Genomic DNA, 23,929 nt, shown 5'->3' with positions numbered 1-23,929 from the left:
TAAAAGTGTATATTTTTGATAAAAAAATATATCTGTTGGGAGCTGATCCTATTGCTAAAGTTCATTCAAAATGCAATAAGACGATACGGTCGTGTGATTTGGAGTTTTCCTTTGCAATTAATGGTTGCTTGGTTTTGGCTTGATGAAGCTGGCTCTAAATTGTGGGGAGCAACAAAATGGGAATCTAAGGATTTAGCATCAGGTTTGGGAAGTGATTCATGGTTAGTCGATGAGTCTGTCAAAATGCCATTTAGTTGGTTACAAACAACCACAAGTGGTGCTTCAACAGCTGCTAGTAGCGCAAGTGCAGCAGCAGGCGGAGGCGGGGGTGGTGGAGCAGAAGTGTTTACAGCTCCCATTTTAGAAATAATGCCAGGCTGGTTTGAAGCAATTATGAAAATAATGATGCCTACTCCTGAAGTAGCTATTTTCATGCAAAAGATGGTAGTCTTCCTTGAGTTATTCCTTGGAATTGCTATTTTACTAGGCTTATTTACTTGGTTATTTAGCTTTGTAAGTGTAGGAATGCTCGTTATGTTTACACTATCCGCTATGCTTGGTATGGACAAATTTATGGCCTTGCCTGCATCGATTGCCTTAATGAATGGTTCTGGTCGATTTTTGGGATTCGATTATTACATGATGCCTGCCATTGACAGATGGATTGAAAAACGGAGAAATAAAGACTCTGGAACACCTGTAGATGTTAAGGTGTCTTAACCAATAGTTTAAACAGTGTAAGCCTTGAAATGACCCTTCAGGGCTTTATTCTATTTAATCATTCTGTCAGGTTCAATTAAATGGAAGGAGATGGAGGTCAGCATAGAGTTATGCGAGGATCAAAAGGGTCTTCATAAGGGCGATGAAGACGGAAACAAAGTTCCAGGAGTGCTAAAAAGATCTTCATTAGAACGATGAAGACGAAAACAGGGTTGTGGGAGCGCTAAAAAGGTCTTCATAAGGGCGATGAAGCCGAAAACAGAGTTCCGGGAGGGCTAAAAAGGTCTTCATAAGGGCGATGAAGACGGAAACAAAGTTCCGGGAGCGCTAAAAAGGCTTTCATAAGGGGGATGAAGACGGAAACAAAGTTCCAGGAGTGCTAAAAAGGTCTTCATAAGGGTGATGAAGGCGGAAACAAAGTTCCGGGAGTGCTAAAAAGGTCTTCATAAGGGCGATGAAGCCGAAAACAGAGTTCCGGGAGGATCAAAAAGGTCTTCATAAGGGCGATGAAGCCGAAAACAAAGTTCCAGGAGCGCTAAAAAAGTTTTCATAAGGGGGATGAAGGCAAAACTAGAGTTCCGTGAGCGCTAAAAAAGTCTTCATAAGAGGGATGAAGCCGAAACTAGAGTTCTAGGAGCACCAAAAAGGTCTACAGGTCTTCATAAGAGCAATGAAGACCTGTAGAGAACAGCACTGTTTAGTTAATGATGAATTAAGCCTTGTTCAAAGACAATTCCTCATCCTCAATCAGCTTGACAATTTCAACGATGACTTCCGTTGCTTTTATCATATTTTCAACTGAGACATATTCAAATTTGCCATGAAAGTTTTCTCCGCCGGCAAAGATATTTGGAGTTGGGAGTCCCATGTAGGATAATTGTGAGCCATCTGTGCCCCCTCGAATTGGTTTAACAATCGGTTTAATGTCCAAGTTTTCCATGGCTTTATAAGCAACATCGACAATTTGCTTCACAGGTTCAATTTTTTCTCTCATATTATAATATTGATCATTCATTTCTAATTGTACCCGCTCTTCACCGTATTTTTGTTGTAAATCTGTAGCAATCGAGCGAACGGTTTCTTTCCGTTTTTCAAATAATGCTCGGTCATGGTCCCGGATAATATAATGTAAAACCGTTTCCTCCACATCCCCTTGAAAAGAAAGGAGATGATAGAAACCTTCATAGCCTTCGGTTTGTTCCGGAAATTCTTGAGCAGGTAACCGGTTATTGAAATCTATTGCGAGCTTCATCGAATTAACCATTTTCCCTTTGGCAGTTCCGGGATGGACATTTGTTCCTTTAAACGTTAGTTTGGCTGCCGCGGCATTAAAACTCTCATATTCTAATTCACCAAGTGGTCCGCCATCCATTGTATAGGCAAAATCTGCTCCAAACTCTTTAACATCAAATTTATGTGGCCCCCTGCCGATCTCCTCATCAGGTGTAAAAGCCACTCTTACTTTTCCATGCTTGATTTCTGGGTGTTTGATTAAATAATCCATTGCCGTCATAATTTCAGCAATTCCAGCCTTGTCGTCGGCGCCAAGCAAGGTGGTACCGTCTGTTGTAATTAACGTATGTCCTTTGTAATCTACTAATTCAGGAAAACTCTCTTTTGATAAAACCACTTGTAACTCTTTATTTAATACAATATCCTGACCATCATAGTTTTCAACGAGTTGCGGGTTTACATTTTTACCAGTAAAGTCTGTTGCGGTATCAACATGAGCTAAGAAGCCTACAGTCGGGACTTGCTTATCCGTATTAGACGGTAAAGTTGCCATTACATATCCATTTTCATCGATTGTTACCTCTTCCATTCCAATTTCTTTTAATTCTTCAACTAACATGTTGGCAAGTGTTAGTTGACCAGGGGTTGAAGGACATGACTCTACCTCAGCGTTTGATTGTGTGTCTACTTTCACATACCTCGTAAATCTCTCAATAATTTCGTCTTTCAAACGACTCTCCTCCTTTGAAAAAAACACAATATTTAATCATCACTTCAACAGTCTTTCTCTCGAAAATGTAAAATATTCCACCTAAAAGTGTATCATATTGAAAATAGAAGACGACATGCTTTTTATTTTACATTTTGAAAAGAAAGAATTATGGTAGAAGTAGTAATAATTCAGAAAGGATGAGGGAATATGTACGATATCGTAGTTATTGGTGGCGGCCCTGCTGGTGGAAGTGCAGCAATTTACACGGCAAAGGCTGGAAAGAAAACCCTTCTTCTTGACTCAAATAAAAGTATGACGGCAAGAGCCTTAATGCTAAACCATTACGGTGTAGAAGAAATTACAGGACCGGATATGCTTGAAGTTGGTAAAAAGTCAGCGGAAAAATTTGGGGCGGAGATTAAAGAAGAAACGGTTGCAAACATTACTGGAGAAGCTGGAAACTTTACAGTTGAAACAGAAAGCGGCGCAACCTATCAAGCGGCGCATGTTATTCTTGCAACTGGTGCTTTAGCATCTCTTGCTGAAAAAGTAGGCCTTGAAACAAAAGATCACAGAGAGCCTAGAATGAAAACAGCAATTGTAACAAATGCTGAGGGTGAAACAAATAAAAAAGGCATTTGGGCAACTGGAGTGGTTGCCGGCGTAAGTGCACATACAATTGTAACAGCTGGTGATGGCGCTCGTGTCGCAATCAACGTATTAAGTGAAATCAATGGCGAACGTTATGTTGACCATGATGTTTTAAAATAATGATATTTTTCTAACAAAGTCTTGTCTACAGTTGACAAGACTTTTTTTATAGGATAAAAGTGAGATAAAGTGTAACTTCCATTAATGGGGAGTTCCTCATCTTCTACTTATGAGTAGCCTGAAGTATGCTGTTCACGAAGACGTTCTGCAGGCGTAAGTAGTCTGTGTTCATTCGTTCAGAGCTTTTTTTATGGGCGGTATTCTCCCCCTTATCTCCTTTATCGATTCTAGACGATCGTTGAGGTGGGAGTCTTACTGCACGGTAGATTAGGATAACAATTGACATTCATGGGGCGATGATAGTGGATTTAACGAAGCGGGAAATTGGTAAAATTGTTGAAGTTTGCATGCTTGCCGGTGAGATTTTATTAAGAAGTGGAGCGGAAACCGCTCGGATTGAAGACACGATGAACAGAATGGCCTCTGCCTTTGGTTTGTCTGATTCGCAAAGCTTTGTCCAACCGATGGGAATCTTTTTTGCTGCGCATCGAGATGATCGGGTTAAGTTAATAAGGGTTGTTGATCGGTCAACTGATTTACAAAAAGTGGCCATTGTTAATGGGATTTCACGGAAAATTAGTGAGGGACAAATGACCGTAGAGCAGGCTCTTTCCGATTTAAAGGAAATTGCTCGTATCGACCTCTCTTATCCATTATGGATTCAAATATTTGCTGCGATGATCGTAAGTGGTTCTTTTTTAATTATGTTTAGAGGCGGATGGGGTGATTTTTTACCTGCGATGATTACAGGTGGAATCGGACATTCCTTCTATATTTATTTACATAAAGTCATTAAAATTAAGTTTTTTGCCGAAGGAGCAGCCTCCTTTGTCATTGGTTTGCTCGCTGTTACAGCTGTTTGGAATGGTTGGGGAACGGAAATAGATAAAATCATCATTGCTTCTGTTATGACGCTCGTTCCCGGACTTCTCATTACCAATGCTGTTAGAGACTTAATGGATGGACATTTTGCTTCTGCTCTGGCGAAAGGAGCGGACGCTTTCTTAACGGCCTTATCGATTGGGACAGGTATCGCTGTTGTTGTTGGTTTTGTTTTTAAGGTCTTATGAGTTGGCCTTGAGTAGCCCTGATTTTCAGCCGAGGGCGATTTCGTAAATTTAGTCAATGAAAACATAAAGATGTGAGGAGATCAAATGGTCATTCAACAGCTTATTACAAGTTTTTTTGCATCTGCTTCCTTTGGGGTATTATTTAATGTCCCAAAAAACCGATTGTTTCAAGGCGGGCTCTCTGGAATGGTTGGTTGGATTTGTTATTTTCTACTAGTGGAAACCGGGATCGATTCGGTTGTCGCCTCTTTAATGGCTGCGGTTATTATTGGATTAATTGGTCAATTATTTGCAAGGCTTTATAAAAATCCAGTAATTATTTTTAATGTTGCCGGAATTATTCCGCTTGTTCCAGGGGGCTTGGCTTATGATGCAATGAGGCATTTTGTTCTGAATGACTATAGTGTCGCCATTCAGCTCGCAGCAAAAGCATTTTTGATTTCAGGAGCAATTGCAGTTGGACTTGTTTTTTCAGAGGTGTTGAATCGAACGATCTTCCAAATCAAAAAAACAAAACACAGTCGCTCTCGGGAGGAACGTTTCCGTCATTGATCTCACTTGATTGGTTATCCTAATAGGAAACCAATAGGAGGTCTTAAACAATGGAATATGAATGTATTATTGTGGGCGGAGGCATTGCCGGTTTGCAAGCTGCAATCCAGCTGGGAAGATATATGCATCAAGTGCTTGTCATTGATTCGGGTGATGGACGTTCATCCATATGTCATAGTTATCATAATATTTTAGGGTACCCAGATGGAGTGAGCGGGCTGCATCTTCGTGAAATCGGAAAAAGTCATGCAGAAGGCCTGGGAATTCAATTTGTTAATGATAAGGTAGAGTCAGCAACTCAGGGAGAAGGCGGCTTTCAACTTGAGACGTCCACTGGAAAAACTTTTACGACGAAAAGGATTTTATTGGCGACAGGGGTAATGGACCGGATTCCCCCTTTTTCCGAATTAGGACCGTGTTTAGGAATTAGTGTGTATGTTTGTCCTGACTGTGATGGTTATGAGGTTAAGGACAAACGAACAATTATTATGGGTTCAGGTCGTACGGGTGTAGGAATGGCTAAGACCTTATCTTATTGGACAAAAGAATTGATCTATATTAATCATGAGCAGGAACCGATTAAAGACAGTGATCGGAAATGGTTGGATGATCATGGAGTCCAATATATCGAATATAGTATTAAGACCGTACTGGCAAATGATTCACAGTTCCAAGGTGTTTTACTTGAAAATGGCGATAAAATTGAAGCGGAACATGGATTCATTGCATTTGGCGGAAATGAGGTCCGATCTCAGCTGGCAAAACAATTGGGCGTTGAGTTATTGGAAAATAAACACATGCTTGTTGACCCTCGTTCAAAAATGACAAATGTTCCACGAGTTTGGGCAGCAGGGGATGTAGTCGCCCATTCGGAACAAGTCACCATTGCCATGGGAGAAGGGTCACAGGCTGGGATTTGGATTCATAAAGATATTTTAAGTGAAAATGCAGGAAAGCGTTAACCTAAAATAAATTCATTAAAAGAGATCCTTTATAAAGGGTCTTTTCATCTTTTTACGGGGCATTCGCCTCAGCCTATGGGTCTTTCTGTATATTTTTTCAATAGGCAATCACCTATTCTAAACAAGTTGCATACGGTAAAAAGAGGATTGATTCATGTATTGCAAAGCGATATGAAGGGGGACGTGTTTGTGTCAGGTAGAGTGATACGTTATTTTGCTGGCGGAAATACTGCACGGGGATTTTACAGCTTATTTGACTCAAGTTTAGCAGACCTTGACCGAATCTTTATTTTAAAAGGCGGCCCTGGTACAGGTAAGTCCACATTAATCAAAAGTGTTGGCAACCATTGGTCAGAAAAAGGGTATGACATTGAATTTTTACATTGTTCATCTGATCCAGATTCTGTAGATGGCGTGATTGTTCCTTCTTTAATGGTGGGAATTTTCGACGGAACGGCACCACATGTGATTGAACCTAAATTACCTGGTGCGGTAGAGGAATACATTAATTTAGGTGAGGCTTGGGATTCAAAAGGATTAGCGTCTAGGAAGTCTGAAATTAAGGATTTATCAAAAAAGGTGAGTGAAGCTTTTCAGAATGCTTACAAAACGTATGGAGAAGCTTTAAAGATTCATGATGAGTGGGAGAAAATTTATTATAAAAATATGGATCTTGCAAAAGCTGATGAGTTAACGGAAAAACTAAAAGAATCTTTCTTCGGTGAAGTTACTTTAAATAAGCCATCTAAAATCCAACATCGATTTCTAGGTGCAGCCACACCAATCGGCCCTGTAGACTTTGTCTCCAATTTAACAGCGGACATTGAGAAGCGTTATTTTATTAAAGGACGTCCTGGTTGTGGGAAATCGACGATGTTGAAAAAAATTGTCACTGAAGGGGAAAACCGTGGATTTGATTTAGAAGTTTATCATTGTGGCTTTGATCCGCAAAGTTTAGATATGGTCATTATTCGAGAACTGGGAATCGCCATATTTGACAGTACGGCTCCACATGAATATTTCCCATCTCGTGATAGTGATGAAATTATTGAAATGTATGGAACGGTCATTGCGGCTGGAACGGATGAATTGTATGAAAAAGAGTTAAACGAATGCCAAATTAAATATCGAGATAAGATGACTCAAGGAACAGGGTGTTTGGCAAATGCCAAAACTCTACGGGAAAAACTTGAAGCTATTTACATTGAACATATGGATTTTACTATTGTAGAAAAACATAAACATAGGATCCAAAGTGAAATTGAACTTATTTCCCAGGAAAAGCAGTAATTAAATGTCATAACAAGCAGTAAGCCTCTCATTTTAGGTTCGAAATGGGTAAATATAGAATGGGTGTTGGGCAACTGCTTGTAAAGACCCGTTTTCGTGATATAAGCCTGCTGGCCTGAACTAACCATCAGTGGGGGATGAAAGAAAATCCCACTGATGGAAGTTTCACTTTATTGTGACTTTGTCTATTTTAGAAAAAAGTACAAGCCAACGATTAGACGGAGGAATATCATTTATGGAAGATCATTTAACCACGTTAATGTTTCATTTTAACAACGAACGAAACCAGGAATTAGCCGAGCCAATGGCAAATTATATGAAAAATAGATTTCCGTTTCTAGGGATTAAAAAGCCGGAAAGAACCAAATTGTTAAGGTTGTTTTACCGACAAACTGGGATTTTAAGTCAATCGTTTGATCCTGAATGGGTAATGACATTATGGGAGCAGGACGAAAGGGAATATCAATATGCGGCTCTTGATTACTTGGAAAAATTACTAAATAAATTAGATGGATCTCAGATTACGATAATGGAGAAGTTAATTACTACCAAATCATGGTGGGACACGGTGGATGCCCTCGCTACTAAATCAGTGGGGGAAATAGCTCGAAAGTCTCCAGAAGTTATACCTGAATTCATTGAAGGTTGGGCATATGGAGATCATCTTTGGCTTAGAAGAACAGCAATTCTTTTTCAATTAAAATATAAAGAACAAACAAATGAATCGCTTTTGTATCGCTTTATTGAGCAAAACGCAAATAGCAAAGAATTCTTTATCCAAAAAGCAATTGGCTGGGCATTAAGGGAATATTCAAAAACCAATTCAGAGTCCGTTCGGAACTTCATCTCATCCCATCAATTGGCTCCACTAAGTGTGCGGGAAGGGAGTAAATACTTAAAGTGAAAATATGTTAGATAAATAAATACTTTCCAATGGAATTTTTACATACGGTTTAGGTATAATGATTATCAATATAGTTAATTCTTATAAGGCAGAAACAGATGCCGCAGATTCAAGGATTATCTTAGCGCATTTGATTTTTCTGCATAAGGATTGATTTCTACTAATGCTAATCAAGGTTTCTATGATTCGGGAGGGAGAAGTGATATGGTGGAAAAGAAAGATCAGGAGTTTGAAACAGTAGGTCATTTATTAAAGAGGATTCGTATAAAGCTGGAAACGATGCCAGTTAGAAACAGCAAAATCATGAAGAGTCCTGAAATCCTGGATACACTCGAGACCATGGTTGTTAAACAGCATGATAAATTAGCGATTGAAAAGCTAGTCACTTTTCTCGCATCGATCACATTAGCACCGATAAAAAAGGAAGTCAATCAATTAAAGCAACATTTAAATATCAGTATGTAAGACTTTTAATAGAAAAGAAGTCAATAGGCTCACTAATTAGGCCATTGACTTCTTTTTTGTTTTAATCTGTAAATCGGTAAGTCCAAAACCTTTCGAAATTGATTCGTGCTAGTACGTCGGGGTCGCCTTGTTCATACTTCTCCTCTAATCCCGCTACCATCAATTGGGCTTGTGAGCGATGAGACAAGAGAGCGGCAATCTTTATATCGGCAAAAGATGTGACATCATATACAACATCCGCTTGACCAATTTCCTCCTCACAGCCATTAGAAAATGCAAGGACGTGAAGTTTCGGACGCTCACTAGGTGAAATTCGTTCAACTGCTTTAACGACGGCAGCCCCTGTTGCATCATGGTCTGGATGAACCGCATAGCCTGGATAAAAGGAAATAACTAAAGAAGGATTTACCTCATTTATAATTGCAGTTATATCAGCAATAATCTTCTCTTCGTCTTCAAACTCAAGCGTTTTGTCGCGGTATCCAAGCATTCGTAAATCCTTTAGACCAATGGCTTCCGCTGCGTCTATTAATTCGTTTTTACGGATGAGCGGCAGTGATTCCCTTGTTGCAAAAGGGGGATCGCCTAAATTTCGACCCATCTCCCCTAACGTTAAGCAAGCATATGTCACAGGCGTTCCGTTGGCGACATGGGCAGCCATTGTTCCAGATACACCGAATGCTTCATCATCAGGATGCGGGAAAACGACTAAGACATGCCGTTCTTTTTCAATCTCCATGTAAAAAGACTCCTTTCTTTATGAGAATGGGGTTTGACTAATTTCAAGGCAAACAGCAAGTTTTCCTTGATAGTCATGGCCTGCTAATAATAATCGATCTTGATCATCTACTTCAAAGTGAGTAATTCCTTCAGCATAAATCCATCCGATCGGTAATTTTAAACCAATACGAAAAGGTCCGTTTCCGGCAATTTTTCCTCTTTCATATTGGACAAGTGCGTTACGGATGTAGGCACCTGAGTTGAAAAAGCCTTCATTAAAATGAGAGGCATAAGCACCACTTGTTGTTTCAAGATGGATGTAAACTTCTTTGTTCGCATATTTGTCCAATTCTCGTTGGACTGCTTCAACAATGACCGGTTCCATAACGGTGTGGCCTCCTTTAAATTTTTTATATTTGAAAATAGAAGATGTTATTTAGGAAAAAGAATATTTTCATCATACTAAAAATGTGATAAAAATGCGATCGTTTCGTTTCTATGACCTCAAAAGCAAGGACTGTACATTTTAGATGCACAGCCCCTTTTTGATTCTGCTCATGGGTAGGTTTAGATCTTAACTACGTATCTTCCTCTTGCTTGTCCTTTTAGTAATAGAGGCAAATGGACTGGTAACTCTTCTAGACTAATTTCCTTTTCGATGCTATGCAGTAGAGCGGTGTTTGGTTTGTATTCATTGGCCATTTTTTCCCAAACCTTTAAGCGGATATCCATTGGACAATAAACAGAATCGATTCCTAATAAACGAACGCCGCGAAGAATAAACGGAAAGACCGTTGTGGGAACTTTAGGACCTCCTGTAAGGCCGCTCACCGCAACCGCACCACCATATTGAACTTTACTGAGGATGGCTGCTAGCGTATTCCCGCCGACGGGATCAACGGCACCGATCCATTGTTGTTTATCCAATGGCTTTATTTTTTCACTAACGATCTCTTCGCGTGAAAGGATTTCCGTAGCTCCGAGGTTTTTGAGAAAATCATGTTGGGACTCTTTACCGGTACTTGCTACAACTTGATAGCCGAGCCTTGCCAACATGGCCACTGCTAAGCTGCCAACGCCACCTGTTGAACCGGTTACTAACACCTTCCCTTTATCTGGAGTAATTCCGCTTTCCTCTAATTGATGGATGGAAAGAGCAGCCGTAAATCCTGCTGTTCCATAAATCATTGCCTCTTTTAATGTGAGATTTTTAGGCAAAGGCACAATCCAATCTGCCGGAATCCGAGCATATTCACTGTAACCGCCAAAATGGGTGACGCCGATCTCATAACTAGTCGCAATCACTTCATCCCCTTTTTGAAAACGTGGATCTTCTGAAGAGACAACAACTCCTGCCAAGTCAATACCTAGTACGAATGGATAAGAGCGAACAATATTTCCATCCGGAATCGTGGCCAGTCCATCTTTGTAATTAATACCGGAATATTCTACCTTAATTAATACTTCCCCAGCAGGCAACTGATCGAGGGTCAACTCCTTCACCTTAACATTAAAGTCTGTTTCGGTTTTATTCACTACCAATGCTTTAAATGGATCATTCACAATAAATTCCCTCCTTAACTCAGATATATAGGATTAGTATCCCTAGACTACAAGATTCAATCGAAAAATGCGAAGAAAAATGTGTAAACATTAAGATATTGCTGCCGTAAAGACAGTATAAAGGAGAACAAATTAATCACACCCAATCACATAAAAGTAGAATGCTCAAGTATTCACAAGTGAACAAAATTCAAATTTTAGCCATATTTCTCGTTTTAGATGTGATTTAAGTTACTGTTGAAAATTCAAATAGAGATTAACATAGAGTCATATGGAAAAAGAATATCTAAAGTTTTTACTATCATTAGATAGATATTATTTTCCGGTATAAAAACTTTAAATTTTTTATAAAGAAAAATGTGAAATAGGTAATGCTTTTGTGGTTGTCATAGAAAGCGTTTTCAATTAATTGATCTATGATACTACCTATTACGCAGCTCATTTCATTTTCTTAATGAAAGAGGTAGATGGTAATGAAAAACAAAGGGTGTCCGGAAGAATATCCAATTACGTTAAAGGTGAATGGATATGAAGTAGCGGTATTTCAGTTGACTAATCAAGACTTGGAAGACTGGGCATACGGGTACTTGTTTTCAGAAGGATTAATCGATAAGGCAGAAGATATCGTTACACTTTTAGTGGATGAAGAATATGGAGAAATTCGCGTTGAATTAAACAGTGAAATTGATGCCGAAAAAATGCTAAACAAGAAAAAGCATTATACAGCAGGCTGTGGAAGAGGAGTAACCTTTTTTTCGATGACAGATGTGAAAGCATTTAACAAAATTTCAAACGATCGAACATATAAGCTTAGCTATCTTTTGAAAAAACAAGCTGAATTTGCTAGGAATTCACCGTTGTACCTTGAAACAGGCGGGATGCATGGAGCCTGTATTATTGATCAAACAGGGGCCATGGTCATTAGAGAAGATATTGGCCGCCATAATGCTGTAGATAAGGCAATCGGATATGCAGTTAGAAATCAATTAAACCCAGACTCTCTTATCCTCCTTACAACAGGAAGAGTCTCCTATGAAATGCTTTCAAAAGCCGCAAAATTTGGCTTTGCAACCATTGGTTCAAGAACTGCAGCAACAAAACAAGCGGTCCAATTAGCCAAATACTTAAACATTGAAGTAGTCGGATATTTACGAGGAAAAATGGCCATGATCTACACATCTAAAGGCAGGGTCATTGAAGATGTAAGCAACCCAACGATGGGGGCTCAACCAAATTTAATGGTTTTATCATAGAGAAAATCACTATCAGTAAAGGTTGATAGTATTACCCAATGATTGACACAAAGAAATGACTACAAGTTAGGGGGAAAGAAACATGGAAATGACCAGAAGAAAGTTTTTAAAAATCTCTGGTGCCATGGCAGCGACTCTAGCGGTTGCAGAGCTTGGTTTTGACGAAACATCCGCAAAAGCTAAAGCCAGTACGTTTAAAATCGCCGAGTTAACACCAACTCCAACCATTTGTCCGTATTGCTCGGTTGGCTGTGGAATTCTAGTATATGCTAGTAAAAATGATGTTGTCTACACTGAGGGCGATCCTGATCACCCAATCAATGAAGGTACACTATGTAGTAAAGGGACAACAATCCGTCAACTATATACATCGGAAAAACGGGTTACAACTCCTTTATACCGAGCACCTGGAAGTAATAAATGGCAAGAAGTTGACTGGGAATTTGCTTACGATAAAGTAGTTAAAAATATTAAAGAATCACGTGACAGAGGTATGATCCATAAAGAAAATGGCGTTATCGTGAATAGACTAGATAATATTGCCTATCTTGGCGGAGCTGCACTTGATAATGAAGAATGTCACCTAAACCATAAATTATTCCGTGCAGGACTCGGATTATCGTTCATTGAACACCAGGCCCGAATATGACACAGTTCAACGGTTGCCGGTCTGGCACCTACGTTTGGTCGTGGCGCAATGACAAATCACTGGAACGATCTTCAATATGCTAATGTGCTATTAGTATTAGGAGCAAACCCTGCAGAAAATCATCCAATTAGCTTTAGATGGATTTCAAAGGCACAACAAAAGGGTGCAAAATTAATTACAATTGACCCTCGTTATACAAGAACCGCGCAAATGTCAGATTACTATGGACAACTTCGCTCAGGTACGGATATTGCATTTGTTGGCGGGATGGTCAAATATATTCTCGATAACCAACTCTATCATAAAGAATATGTTGAACAATATACAAATGCCGCTTTAGTCGTTGACGATGCTTACACATTTGATGATGGAATGTTCAGCGGTTATGACGAGAAAACGAGAAAGTATGATAAGACAAAATGGGCATATAAATTGGATGAAGAAGGAAATCTATTAAAAGACCCAACATTACAAGATCCACGATGTGTATTCCAATTAATGAAGAAACATTATGATCGTTATGATGTAGATACAGTAGTTGGAATAACTGGTACAGATAAAGAGACTTATTTAAAGGTTTGTGAGGTTTTCGGTTCTACTGGTGAGGTTGGGAAAGCGGGTACAATCCTTTATGCAATGGGTGGAACACAGCATACAGTAGGTTCTCAAAACATTCGTATCTATGGAATCATTCAACTTCTTCTAGGTAACATTGGTATTTCTGGCGGTGGAGTACAAGCATTACGTGGTGAATCAAACGTTCAAGGTTCAACAGACTTCGGTCTACTATACCACAACGTACCTGGCTATATGGATGTACCAAATTCCAATGATGCAACCTATCAAACTTTCTTAGACCGTATTACACCTAAATCTGGTTACAAAACAAACCATCCGAAGTTTTACACAAGTATGTTGAAATCCTTCTATGGTGAAAATGCCACTGCTGAAAATGAATTTGGCTATCACTTTATGCCAAAAATTACGGCAGGCAGAAACTATTCTTATTTAAGATTGTTCGATGCGATGTACAACAAAGAATTAGAAGGTTTAATTTTGTATGGTTCTAACCCAGTTGTTGGGGGACCAAACTCTGGTCAATCTCAAAAATCAATGGCCAACTTAAAATGGATGGTTGCGATCGACTTAATGGAAACGGAAACAGCTTCATTCTGGCAAAAAGAGGCAGGTTCTGACCCAGCGTCCATTCAAACAGAAGTTATCTTCTTACCAGCATGTTCGTCATTTGAAAAGGATGGTTCTGTTACAAACTCTGGTCGTTGGATGCAATACCGTTGGCAAGCACTTCCTCCAAAAGGTCATTCAAAAGCAGACTTAGAAATTACTCATGAAATTGCCCTTCGCTTAAAAGAAGCTTATGCAAATAGTTCAAAGTCTGAAGATGCACCGATTAAAGCGTTAACGTGGAACTATGGTCCAGGACATCATCCTGATATTGACTTAGTTTGCTGTGAAATCAATGGCTATGATGTAGTAACAAAACAACAAATCAATGGATTTGGAAATTTGAAAGACGATGGAAGCACAGCTTGCGGAAACTGGATCTACTGTGGATTCTATCCGGAAGAAGGCAACCTATCAAAACGTCGGGATAATTCAAACGAAGGAATGAGTAACTTCCTTAATTGGTCTTATGCATGGCCAATGAACAGACGGATCCTTTACAACCGTGCAAGTGCAGACTTAAATGGGAAAGCATGGAGCGAGGATCGTATTGGAATTCAATGGGATACGGTTCAAGGGAAATGGATTGGTTATGATGTTCCAGACTTTACAGCAACAAAAGGCCCGGATGATCCAACATTCAACGATCCATTCATTATGCAGGAAACCGGTAAAGGTGATTTATTCTCAGCTAAAATGAATGAGGGACCTTTCCCTGAACACTATGAACCATGGGAATTCCCATTAGAAAACCAAATATCAAGCACACAATTTAACCCAGCTGTGCCATTTGGTGAAAAGAAACTAGAAACAAAAGGTGAATTTAAAGACTTCCCAATTATTGCGACAACCTATCGTGTATCTGAACACTGGCAAACAGGTTCAATGACAAGAAATGTTCCATGGCTTGCTGAACTTGTCCCACATATGTTTGTGGAAATCAGTGAGGAATTAGCGAAGGAAAAAGGAATTAATAACAAAGACAAAATGATTGTTTCATCCGCTCGTGGTGAAATTGAAGCCTATGCGATGGTGACAAAACGATTTAAGCCATACAAATTAAAAGGAAAAACCGTACACCATATCGGGATGCCTTGGCAGTTTGGCTATAAAGGAATTGCTACTGGAGCGAGCGCAAACCGATTAACGCCACATATTGGGGATGCAAACTCCTTTATCCCTGAGTACAAAGCATTCCTATGTGATGTTAGGAGGTCGAAATAATGGGAGAGTTTATAAAGTTTGTTGATGTAACGAAATGTGATGGTTGCCGTGCATGTATGGTCGCTTGTAAAAACTGGAACGATCTTCCGGCTGAGCCGGAAGAGTTTCATGGAAGTATGCAATCCCATGAAGCTTTGACAGCCAATACGTGGAATATAATCACATATGATGAGCATGAGAGAGCAGATGGCGGTTTTGATTGGTTATTCCGTCATGCAGCTTGCTTGCACTGTACAACAGCTGGATGTGAATTGGCCTGTCCAGAAAATGCGATTAGTCATACAGAATTCGGTTCAGTTGTGATTGACAATGATCTATGTGTAGGTTGCGGTTATTGTGTTCAAGGTTGTTACTTTGATGTCATCCAACTTGCCACTTATAAAGATCAAAAAGGAAAAGAATACCGTCTTGCTCAAAAGTGTGACCTTTGTACAAGCCGTCTTGAAAATGGGTTACAGCCAGCTTGTGTAACAGCATGTCATACAGACTGCCTTGTATTTGGTGACAAACAATCCGTTTTGCGCGATGCAGAAGCCCGTTTGGCAGTGGTGAAAGAGCGTTATCCAAATGCAAATATTTATAACCCGCCTGGAATTGATGGAACAGCAACGGTTTATTTATTAGCTGAAAAGCCATCAGTGTATGGACTTCCTGAAAATCCACAAGCAAAGCTTTCTCAAGTGATTTGGAAAGATATTGCTCAACCGGTCGGAAAACTAATGGCTGGTGCAACAACAGCTGGTATTTTAGCTGCAATGGCTGTACAGGGTGCATTAAAGTTTAAGAATAGAGGAAAGGAAGGTGAGGATCATCATGAGTAAGCGCAAACCGAAAATTGTTGATGGGAAGGTAAAACGTTTTTCGATTCACTTCATGATCTTTCACTGGGGTTATGCCATTTCTTATTTCGTCCTCTATTTAACAGGACTTGCCATGTACACCGAGTTCTTTGACTGGTTGTATGTATTATTTGGCGGACCGGCAATGGCACGCTTAATTCATAGAGGTGCAGCGATTGCCTTCGTATTGTTCCCGATCTATATGTTAATCTTTGATCGAAAAAGTATGTTTCACTGGCTAAAAAATGCATTCAAATGGGGTAAACATGATATTAAGTATTTAATGAACTTCCCATTTGATATGTTTGGCTTTAAAGTCAAAAATCCTCCGCAAGACTTTATCAGTGGTGGAGAAAAATTAAACTCTCTAATGCAAATCTTTACATTCTTTATGTTTGTTGCTTCTGGAGTCGTGATGTGGGTACCTCAGTATTTTCCAGGATGGGCCATTGACTGGTCATACCCGATTCACAACATTGCTTTAGGCTTATCGTTTATGGTTATAATTGGGCACATCTACTTGTCTAGTAAAAATCCATCCTCTAAAGCATCACTTGAAGGGATGACAACAGGATATTGTTCAGAAGACTATGCCAAACATCACCATGAAAATTGGTACAATGAAATCGTAGCAGAAGAAGAACAAGCTAGAAAAGAAGAAGAGAAAAATCAAAACAAAGGGGCATAATACCCAGAAAAGCGGAGGCGCCTTGCCCACCCCCGACAAGCACAAGACAAGCCGGCACGAAGGTTGTACTTTAACCTTCTTGATGGATTGGCTTGTCACGCAGAGCCTGATTGATTTTTCTAAGGGCTGAAGCCCAAAGAAAAACCTTATGACCTCGAGGAGGTAGGCTCCGCAGCTAGACAAAGAAAAGCGGCGGCACTTCTGCTAGACAGAGAATTATGCTTTTTAAGAAATAAACAGAAAGAGAGGCTGACTTGAGGAATGTTCGTGTCAGACCCCCACAATAAAATAACACATATCAATGGTAAATGGGTTTGATATTTGTTCGTTGTGGGAGTTGAGCTACCTCGAGTCAGCCTCGTTTCATATTTGTTTATTACTATTTCTGAGGTGAAAATAATGAAAACTAATGTTATAAGTTCAGAATATCTAATGTTCCAAGAAGCCATTTCAGATTTAACGCAACGGGAGCTACAATCCTTGTCAGGGAAAGAGGTGATCAACCAGGAAGGCGCTACAATAAAGGATTATCCTTTGCTTCCCCATCTTGAGTTACATATTCATGTAAAGGATTACAGCGCGGTGATGGATCAACTTTCAAAGATTATAGTAGAGAATAAATCAGACTCAGCACAGGACATAGATAAAATAAAGTCACTATTAACCAATGAAATACTAGAAAGATGGGTAAGAGAAGCGGTTGCCGTAAATTCCTATTATTTTGCAGATTACGCTAAAGAACATGGTCTTCCAGAGTGGCTGCCATTATTTTTAGCTGAAAATGCTCTGCGACCTTTTATTCAGAAAGCGGCCCAGGAGGTAAGTGAACAGATTCCAAAAAAGGCACACAAAGGATCCTGTCCAGTTTGCGGAGAGCCTCCTAGACTAGCAGTACTGAATAAAATCGGTAAAAAGGAAGTCACTTGTTCAAGATGCCATTTTGCATGGGAAGAGAAGAAAATTAGCTGCGCCCATTGTGGAACAGAAGAACCGGGACAAGTTGTCGTTATAAGAGTGGAAGAGGATGATAGTGCAGAAATCTATGCATGTAAGTCTTGTAACGGGTATACTAAAGTTATTGATACTCGGAAGTTATTAAAAGTAGCAACACCAGAATTACTAGATCTAAAAAGTATTCACTTAGACTATATGGCACAAGAAAACGGTTATGGATATGGGGAAGAGGAAGAAGAAGCTTCTCACTAAGAGGTGTTTAATTAATTATGAAAACAACAGGCATTATTTTAGCAGGTGGTAAATCAAGTAGAATGGGTACAAATAAAGCCCTTCTTACAATAGAAGGGAAAACGGTCATTGAACGGATCGTTGAGAGTTTAGAACAAATGGTGGATCACATCATTATCGTCACGAACCATTTCAGTGACTATGAATTTTTACAACTTCCAATGGTGGAGGACAAACAGAAGGATATGGGCCCCCTTGCTGGGATTGAGGCAGGTTTATCTGCGTCAAACACAGAAAAAAACTTGATTGTCGCCTGTGACATGCCTTTTATTTCGATAGACTTGGGTAAGTACTTACTTACCCTTTTAGACCATTACCAGGCAGCTGTACCGGAAATAGATGGGCAGTTGCATCCCCTTTTTGCAGCCTATCGCAAACAAATCGTGCCGCGTGTCGCCCAATCACTTTCTGAAAAACAACTCCGTATTAGACAACTATTACATACTATTCATGTTAAAATAGTAATAAACGAGGAATTAACTGCTCAAGGCATTTCTACAGAGCATATTTACTTTTTTAATATGAATCACCCAAATGAATATCATCAAGCAATGGATCTCATAAAGACAAAAGGTGGTGGGAGCGAATCATGAAATTTTTCCAAGTAAAATCAGTTGAGGAAACGTTTTCTCTTATTGACGAGTGGATCAAACCTTTATCTGAAAAAGAGGTAAAACCTCTACATGAAGCATTGAATTATATTTTGGCGGAAGACATCATTGTGAAAGAAAATGTTCCTGGGTTTCGTCGCTCGTCTGTTGACGGTTATGCCGTAAAGGCGGCCGATACATTTGGTTCCTCGGAAAACATGCCCGGATTTCTCACAGTAACAGGTGAAGTCTTGATGGGGGAGGCTCCAGACAAGGCGGTACAGGCTGGTGAAGCGATGTATGTCCCTACTGGTGGTATGCTTCCTGAAGGCAGTGATGCGGTGATCATGATTGAACACTGTGAGGATTTAAGCGGCCTACTTAATTTATACAGACAAGTCGCACCAGGGGAAAATGTGATTTCAGTTGGGGAAGATTTAAAAGAAGGAGAGCTTCTTGTTACCGTTGGAACAAAGTTGCGCGCTCAAGAATTAGGAGCCTTAGCTTCTCAAGGAATTACGGAGGTAACCGTTTACCGTAAACCTGTAATTGGCTATCTTTCAACAGGAGATGAAATTGTTCCAATAGAAACAAAAGAGCTTGGAATTGGACAAGTTCGTGATATGAACGGGATTACGATTGGCTCCCTTGTAACCGAGTGGGGCTGTGAATTTTTGTATGGTGGAATTGTGGAGGATCGCCGTGATGAGTTAGAAAGGGCGACCAAAGAAATGCTTGAAAAAACCGATTGCTTTATTCTTTCAGGAGGAAGCTCGGTTGGAACGAAAGACTATTCGGTTGAAGTGATTGATTCCCTTGGCAAGCCAGGTGTATTTGTTCATGGCGTTTCAATAAAGCCAGGTAAACCTACGATTTTAGCATCTGCTAATGGGAAACCGATTATGGGCCTGCCCGGTCATCCTGCTTCAGCGATGATCATTTTTTATCTTTTTGGTAAGGCCATTTTACATAGATTACAAGGTTGGAATGGCACTGAGAAAAACTTAGCGAAAGCGGTTGTAACAAAGAATCTTCCTTCTACAATGGGAAGAACCGATTATATTCGGGCACAAGTTTACTATGAAAATAATCAATGGTATGCAGAGCCGATTCTGGGGAAGTCTGGGCTTATATCGACCCTAGTAAAAAGTGAAGGAATGATTGAAATTCCGGAAAAAAGCGAAGGTGTTCAAAAAGGAGATACGGTGACAGTCAGATTATTTGGGTAGGTGATCGGAATGAAGAGGGCAAAATATAAACGCAAAATTTATTTGCAAGACACACCAAGAGAAGAAGCTTTACAAGAACTGTTACGTAATTTTAATCCTGAGCGACAGGTTGAAACGATTCCAAGTACACAAGCATTAGGCAGAGTAACCGCTGCACCCATTTTTGCAAAAATGTCAAGTCCGCATTATCATGCCTCAGCCATGGATGGGATCGCTGTGAAAGCTGAGGAAACATTTGCCGCCCATGAGCAAAACCCCGTTGCTCTGAAGCTGAATGAAGGATTTGTGTACGTAAATACAGGGAATGAAATCCCTTCACCCTATAACGCGGTAATTATGATTGAATATGTTCAAGAACTTGATGAGGAAACGGTGGAAATTATTGAGCCAGCTTCACCTTGGCAACATATCCGCCCAATTGGTGAGGATATTGTTCAAGAGGAAATGCTATTTCCACAAGGTCACAAAGTCCGTCCTGTCGATATTGGCGTTTTGCTTGCTTCACAATGCATCGAAATTCCTGTGATGAAAAAACCGGTCGTGTCCATTATTCCAACGGGAGATGAGCTCGTGTTTCCGAATGGAGAAACCCCGCCAGGAAAACTGGTTGAATTTAATGGCTCGGTGATGGCGAACTATATCCATGAATGGGGCGGTGAACCACAGCTAACTTCCATTGTTAATGATGAGCCAGAAGACATTAAAAACGTATTGCTACATGCGGTTGACCATGCTGACATTGTCATTATTAATGCAGGATCTTCCGCAGGTTCTGAAGATTATACGGTTCATATTATTGAGGAATTGGGTGAGGTTTATACACATGGGGTCGCAACAAGACCTGGCAAACCGATCGTGCTTGGGAAAATTAAAGACAAGCTTGTTATTGGGGTTCCTGGTTACCCTGTCTCCGCCTATTTGGATTTAGAATGGTTTGTTCAGCCGCTAGTTTGTGACTATTTACAAGTACCGGTACCAAAGCGGCCAACATTAAAGGTGAAGTTAGGTCGCCGGATTGTCGGTACGATGGGAGCGGAAGACTTTATTCGGATGAGTATTGGTCATGTCAACGGGGAATATGTTGCCAATCCATTGCCAAGAGCTGCCGGTGTAACGATGAGCCTTGTGAAGGCAGATGGGATGCTTCACATTCCGTCACAAATCCTTGGTTTTGAGCAAGGAGAAACAGTTGAAGTCGAGCTATTAAAACCGATTGAGGAAATCAGCCAAGCGATCGTTTTTAATGGGAGCCATGATTTAACGATTGATTTATTATCTTCGCATTTGAAAAAGGTTAACACGAGTACGAAAATTATTTCGTCTCATGTCGGCAGTATGGCTGGATTGATGGCGATTAAAAAAGGCGAAGCCCATGTCGCTGGGGTCCACTTGCTTGATCCTGAAAGTAACACCTATAATATCCCGTATATTAAGAGGTTTTTAGCGGGAGAAGAAGTGGTTCTATATCCTTTTTTAAAGCGTCAACAGGGCTGGTTTGTAGCTAAAGGCAATCCGATGGGGATACAGAGTATAAAGGATATTACCGATAAAAAGGCTCAATTTGTTAATCGCCAAAAAGGGGCAGGTACTAGAATCTTGTTTGATTTGTTATTAAAAGAAGCAGGGCTCACTTCTGAGAGTATCATTGGGTACAACCGGGAAATGTTTTCCCACTTAAGTGTTGCAGCTGAAGTGAAGGTGGATGAAGAGGCAATCGGTCTAGGCATTTATTCTGCAGCAAAAACGATGGATATTGATTTTATTCCAGTGTCAGATGAAAGCTATGATTTATTAATGACGAAGGAATTTTATGAAAGTCAAGCTGGACAAGGGTTAGTATCTGTCATTCAAAGTGAAGCTTTTAAACAAGATGTTGCCGAAATTGGTGGCTATTTGGTGGTCGATCATCCAGAGCCCATTTATTTTGGGAAGGATTAACCTTAATGGAGGTGTATGGGAAACAATGAAGTATTATGAAATTTCAAAGGATCCAATTAATATACAGGAAGTGATTGATAAAGTTGTTCGCCGTGAGGCAGGTGCAATTACGACTTTTATCGGCACAGTAAGGGAACTAACCCATGGAAAGAAGACACTTTATCTTATTTATGAGGCATATGAGGCAATGGCTGTTAAAAAGCTAGAACAAATCGGCGATGAAATTGAAGAAAAGTGGCCAGGTTCTACTGTAGCCATCACACATAGAGTTGGCAAATTGGATATTACCGATGTGGCTGTTGTGATTGCTGTTTCCACTCCACACCGGCCAGATGCCTATGAAGCAAATCGATATGCGATTGAAAGAATTAAAGAAATCGTTCCTATTTGGAAGAAAGAACATTGGGAAGATGGCGAAGAATGGATTGGGGATCAAAAAGAAACGGTGGCCTATCCATCTGGAAAACCTGAGGAGAGTGATTTAAATGAATAATATTCTCTTTTTTGCTCACCTACGCGATGTCGTTGGCCAAGATCACGTAGAAATGGAAGCGAACGGTCTAACAGTTACCGGCCTTAAACAACAAATAGCGGAAAAATACGACCTAAAAGTAGACAACATCATGGTCTCCATTAACGAGGAATTTGCCACAGGCGACGACATCATACAAAATGGTGACGTCATCGCATTCATTCCACCTGTTAGTGGGGGATGAAACAGGGGGACGGTTCTGCTGTTTCACTAAGGATCAATATGGGTATTAATGGTAAAATACGAGTAACCCCCCTGAAAATACGAGTAAAGGGGTAAAGTATACGAATAACCCCATTAAAAATACGAGTAAAGGTCCGAAAAATACGAATAACGCCCTGATAGCAGTAATTATTATTAAAAAATCCTCTCCATTTGGAGGTGTCATATGTTTGAACGATATTCCCGGCAGATGTTATTTTCACCCATAGGGAAAGAAGGACAGGAAAAAATTCGCTCGAAGCATGTTTTGATGATTGGGGCTGGGGCACTTGGCTCGGGAAACGCAGAAATGCTGACAAGAGCAGGCGTTGGTGCCATCACGATTGTGGACCGAGATTATGTTGAGGCCAGTAATCTTCAGCGCCAACAGCTTTATACAGAACAAGATGTTGAGCAAAAGCTACCAAAAGCAGCGGCGGCTGAAAAACGCTTAAAACAAATCAATTCAGAGGTGACCATTCATTCTGTTATCGGTGATGCAACTCCTGAATTGCTAGCAGAATTAGTGCAAGGCAAAGATTTAATCATCGATGCGACAGATAACTTTGAAACAAGGTTAGCTATAAACGATATCTCACAGAAATATAATGTTCCATGGGTATATGGGGCAATTATTGGAAGCTTTGGCATGAGCTTTACGATTATCCCAGGAAAAACTCCTTGTCTAAATTGCTTGTTAAAGTCGCTCCCGATGCAGCAAGGAATGACTTGTGATACAGTCGGTGTTATTTCACCTACGGTTGGGATGGTTGTTTCTCTACAAACGGCAGAGGCATTAAAGATTCTTGTAGAGGACTGGGAAGCGGTTCGCACGACCTTTGTCAGCTTCGATCTATGGAGAAATCAATATTCAAGCATGAAAATGACAAAGGCAAAAGATGAATCTTGTTTATCATGTGGAAACGAGCGGACTTATCCATTTTTAGATAGTGATAATTTAACAAAATCAACGGTCCTTTGTGGAAGGGATACCGTTCAAGTTCGACCGGCTAGACCACTAGAAATTTCATTAGAGGAACTGGCGAATCAATTAACAAGTGTTGGTTACGAGGTGAAGGGAAACCCATACCTTATATCCGTTGAGACCAATCAAGAGAGAATCGTGATTTTTAAGGATGGTCGAGCACTTGTTCATGGAACAAAGGATTTAACAGCTGCAAAGACGCTATATAATCGAATATTAGGCTAATTGTTGATAAAGAGTACGACAAAGTTCGTGCTCTTTTTTTGTTGCATTACAAGTTTGTAGTCGTTTTGTAACATAAATGAAATGAAAATAATCTATTAATCTACATTATTCGACGTTATAATGGGTAAGGATTTGGAAAATGTTGATAGGTGATTGTTACCTATTTTACATAAAAGTAGCTATG

Annotated in this window: 23 protein-coding genes; 19 read left to right on the top strand and 4 right to left on the bottom strand. The window is 40.0% G+C overall.

Translation table 11 applies throughout. The features are described 5' to 3' along the window. Positions 1 to 51: 51 nt before the first annotated feature. Positions 52 to 720, top strand: coding sequence for a hypothetical protein (locus R4Z10_RS20435; RefSeq protein ID WP_338471109.1), 669 nt, complete (start codon positions 52 to 54; stop codon positions 718 to 720). A gap of 712 nt (positions 721 to 1,432) precedes the next feature. Here the strand turns inward: R4Z10_RS20435 and pepT are convergent. Beyond that, entirely contained in the window at positions 1,433 to 2,683 is a 1,251-nt protein-coding gene (pepT, locus tag R4Z10_RS20430) for a peptidase T (protein WP_338471108.1), read from the bottom strand. A gap of 189 nt (positions 2,684 to 2,872) precedes the next feature. On the opposite strand from pepT, the gene R4Z10_RS20425 reads away from it, so the two are divergent. The 7 genes from R4Z10_RS20425 (at position 2,873) to R4Z10_RS20395 (ending at position 8,679) form a co-directional block, all read left to right on the top strand. Then, a complete protein-coding gene (locus R4Z10_RS20425) occupies positions 2,873 to 3,436 on the top strand; it encodes an FAD-dependent oxidoreductase (RefSeq protein ID WP_338471107.1) in 564 nt (187 codons plus the stop codon). 302 nt (positions 3,437 to 3,738) lie between these two features. Then, positions 3,739 to 4,506 (top strand): threonine/serine exporter family protein, encoded by a 768-nt coding sequence (locus R4Z10_RS20420; protein ID WP_338471106.1) that lies wholly within the window; start codon positions 3,739 to 3,741, stop codon positions 4,504 to 4,506. A gap of 84 nt (positions 4,507 to 4,590) precedes the next feature. After that, positions 4,591 to 5,058 (top strand): threonine/serine exporter family protein, encoded by a 468-nt coding sequence (locus R4Z10_RS20415; RefSeq protein WP_338471105.1) that lies wholly within the window; start codon positions 4,591 to 4,593, stop codon positions 5,056 to 5,058. Between the two features lie 50 nt (positions 5,059 to 5,108). After that, positions 5,109 to 6,020 carry an NAD(P)/FAD-dependent oxidoreductase gene (locus R4Z10_RS20410; protein WP_338471104.1) on the top strand — a complete coding sequence of 304 codons (912 nt, stop codon included), beginning with the start codon at positions 5,109 to 5,111 and terminating at the stop codon, positions 6,018 to 6,020. A gap of 189 nt (positions 6,021 to 6,209) precedes the next feature. Then, positions 6,210 to 7,310 carry a PRK06851 family protein gene (locus tag R4Z10_RS20405; protein ID WP_338471103.1) on the top strand — a complete coding sequence of 367 codons (1,101 nt, stop codon included), beginning with the start codon at positions 6,210 to 6,212 and terminating at the stop codon, positions 7,308 to 7,310. A gap of 235 nt (positions 7,311 to 7,545) precedes the next feature. Beyond that, positions 7,546 to 8,214, top strand: a complete 669-nt coding sequence (locus tag R4Z10_RS20400) for a DNA alkylation repair protein (protein WP_338473291.1) — start codon at positions 7,546 to 7,548, stop codon at positions 8,212 to 8,214. 204 nt (positions 8,215 to 8,418) lie between these two features. Beyond that, positions 8,419 to 8,679 (top strand): hypothetical protein, encoded by a 261-nt coding sequence (locus R4Z10_RS20395; RefSeq protein WP_338471102.1) that lies wholly within the window; start codon positions 8,419 to 8,421, stop codon positions 8,677 to 8,679. Between the two features lie 61 nt (positions 8,680 to 8,740). Here the strand turns inward: R4Z10_RS20395 and bshB2 are convergent, their stop codons facing one another. The 3 genes from bshB2 to R4Z10_RS20380 form a co-directional block, all read right to left on the bottom strand. After that, positions 8,741 to 9,412, bottom strand: a complete 672-nt coding sequence (gene bshB2 / locus R4Z10_RS20390) for a bacillithiol biosynthesis deacetylase BshB2 (protein ID WP_338473290.1) — start codon at positions 9,410 to 9,412, stop codon at positions 8,741 to 8,743. A 24-nt stretch (positions 9,413 to 9,436) separates the two neighbouring features. Continuing rightward, the gene (locus R4Z10_RS20385; protein ID WP_338471101.1) at positions 9,437 to 9,784 is read right to left on the bottom strand and encodes a YojF family protein; all 348 of its coding nucleotides are present in this window, start codon (positions 9,782 to 9,784) and stop codon (positions 9,437 to 9,439) included. 182 nt (positions 9,785 to 9,966) lie between these two features. After that, positions 9,967 to 10,962: an acryloyl-CoA reductase gene (locus tag R4Z10_RS20380; protein WP_338471100.1), complete on the bottom strand. Its 996-nt coding sequence runs from the start codon at positions 10,960 to 10,962 to the stop codon at positions 9,967 to 9,969. 473 nt (positions 10,963 to 11,435) lie between these two features. Here R4Z10_RS20380 and fdhD point away from each other — a divergent pair, with 473 nt between their 5' ends. From fdhD to R4Z10_RS20325, 11 genes are all read left to right on the top strand, one after another. Continuing rightward, complete coding sequence (fdhD, locus tag R4Z10_RS20375) at positions 11,436 to 12,215, top strand: formate dehydrogenase accessory sulfurtransferase FdhD (RefSeq protein ID WP_338471099.1); 780 nt, start codon at positions 11,436 to 11,438, stop codon at positions 12,213 to 12,215. 82 nt (positions 12,216 to 12,297) lie between these two features. After that, the gene (fdnG, locus tag R4Z10_RS20370) at positions 12,298 to 15,273 is read left to right on the top strand and encodes a formate dehydrogenase-N subunit alpha (protein WP_338471098.1); all 2,976 of its coding nucleotides are present in this window, start codon (positions 12,298 to 12,300) and stop codon (positions 15,271 to 15,273) included. Beyond that, positions 15,273 to 16,094, top strand: a complete 822-nt coding sequence (locus R4Z10_RS20365) for a 4Fe-4S dicluster domain-containing protein (RefSeq protein ID WP_338471097.1) — start codon at positions 15,273 to 15,275, stop codon at positions 16,092 to 16,094. The genes fdnG and R4Z10_RS20365 overlap by 1 nt, the downstream gene beginning before the upstream one ends. Next, entirely contained in the window at positions 16,087 to 16,800 is a 714-nt protein-coding gene (locus R4Z10_RS20360; protein WP_338471096.1) for a cytochrome b/b6 domain-containing protein, read from the top strand. The genes R4Z10_RS20365 and R4Z10_RS20360 overlap by 8 nt, the downstream gene beginning before the upstream one ends. 399 nt (positions 16,801 to 17,199) lie before the next feature. Next, the gene (locus R4Z10_RS20355) at positions 17,200 to 18,006 is read left to right on the top strand and encodes a formate dehydrogenase accessory protein FdhE (protein WP_338471095.1); all 807 of its coding nucleotides are present in this window, start codon (positions 17,200 to 17,202) and stop codon (positions 18,004 to 18,006) included. 17 nt (positions 18,007 to 18,023) lie between these two features. Next, positions 18,024 to 18,638, top strand: a complete 615-nt coding sequence (locus R4Z10_RS20350; RefSeq protein WP_338471094.1) for a molybdenum cofactor guanylyltransferase — start codon at positions 18,024 to 18,026, stop codon at positions 18,636 to 18,638. Further along, positions 18,635 to 19,864, top strand: coding sequence for a gephyrin-like molybdotransferase Glp (gene glp, locus R4Z10_RS20345; RefSeq protein ID WP_338471093.1), 1,230 nt, complete (start codon positions 18,635 to 18,637; stop codon positions 19,862 to 19,864). Before R4Z10_RS20350 ends, glp begins: the two co-directional genes overlap by 4 nt. A 9-nt stretch (positions 19,865 to 19,873) precedes the next feature. Beyond that, the gene (locus tag R4Z10_RS20340) at positions 19,874 to 21,802 is read left to right on the top strand and encodes a molybdopterin biosynthesis protein (RefSeq protein WP_338471092.1); all 1,929 of its coding nucleotides are present in this window, start codon (positions 19,874 to 19,876) and stop codon (positions 21,800 to 21,802) included. A gap of 25 nt (positions 21,803 to 21,827) precedes the next feature. Further along, the gene (locus R4Z10_RS20335; protein ID WP_338471091.1) at positions 21,828 to 22,295 is read left to right on the top strand and encodes a molybdenum cofactor biosynthesis protein MoaE; all 468 of its coding nucleotides are present in this window, start codon (positions 21,828 to 21,830) and stop codon (positions 22,293 to 22,295) included. Continuing rightward, on the top strand, positions 22,288 to 22,518 hold the full coding sequence (gene moaD / locus R4Z10_RS20330) for a molybdopterin converting factor subunit 1 (protein WP_338471090.1): 231 nt from the start codon (positions 22,288 to 22,290) through the stop codon (positions 22,516 to 22,518). The genes R4Z10_RS20335 and moaD overlap by 8 nt, the downstream gene beginning before the upstream one ends. Positions 22,519 to 22,722: 204 nt before the next feature. After that, the gene (locus R4Z10_RS20325; RefSeq protein WP_338471089.1) at positions 22,723 to 23,745 is read left to right on the top strand and encodes a thiazole biosynthesis adenylyltransferase ThiF; all 1,023 of its coding nucleotides are present in this window, start codon (positions 22,723 to 22,725) and stop codon (positions 23,743 to 23,745) included. Positions 23,746 to 23,929 lie beyond the last annotated feature (184 nt).

The organism is Niallia sp. XMNu-256 (genome assembly GCF_036670015.1).
Classification (GTDB): Bacteria; Bacillota; Bacilli; order Bacillales; family Cytobacillaceae; genus Bacillus_BD.
The sequence above is the reverse complement of the archived record's forward strand: the minus strand, read 5'-3'. Positions and strand labels throughout refer to the sequence as shown.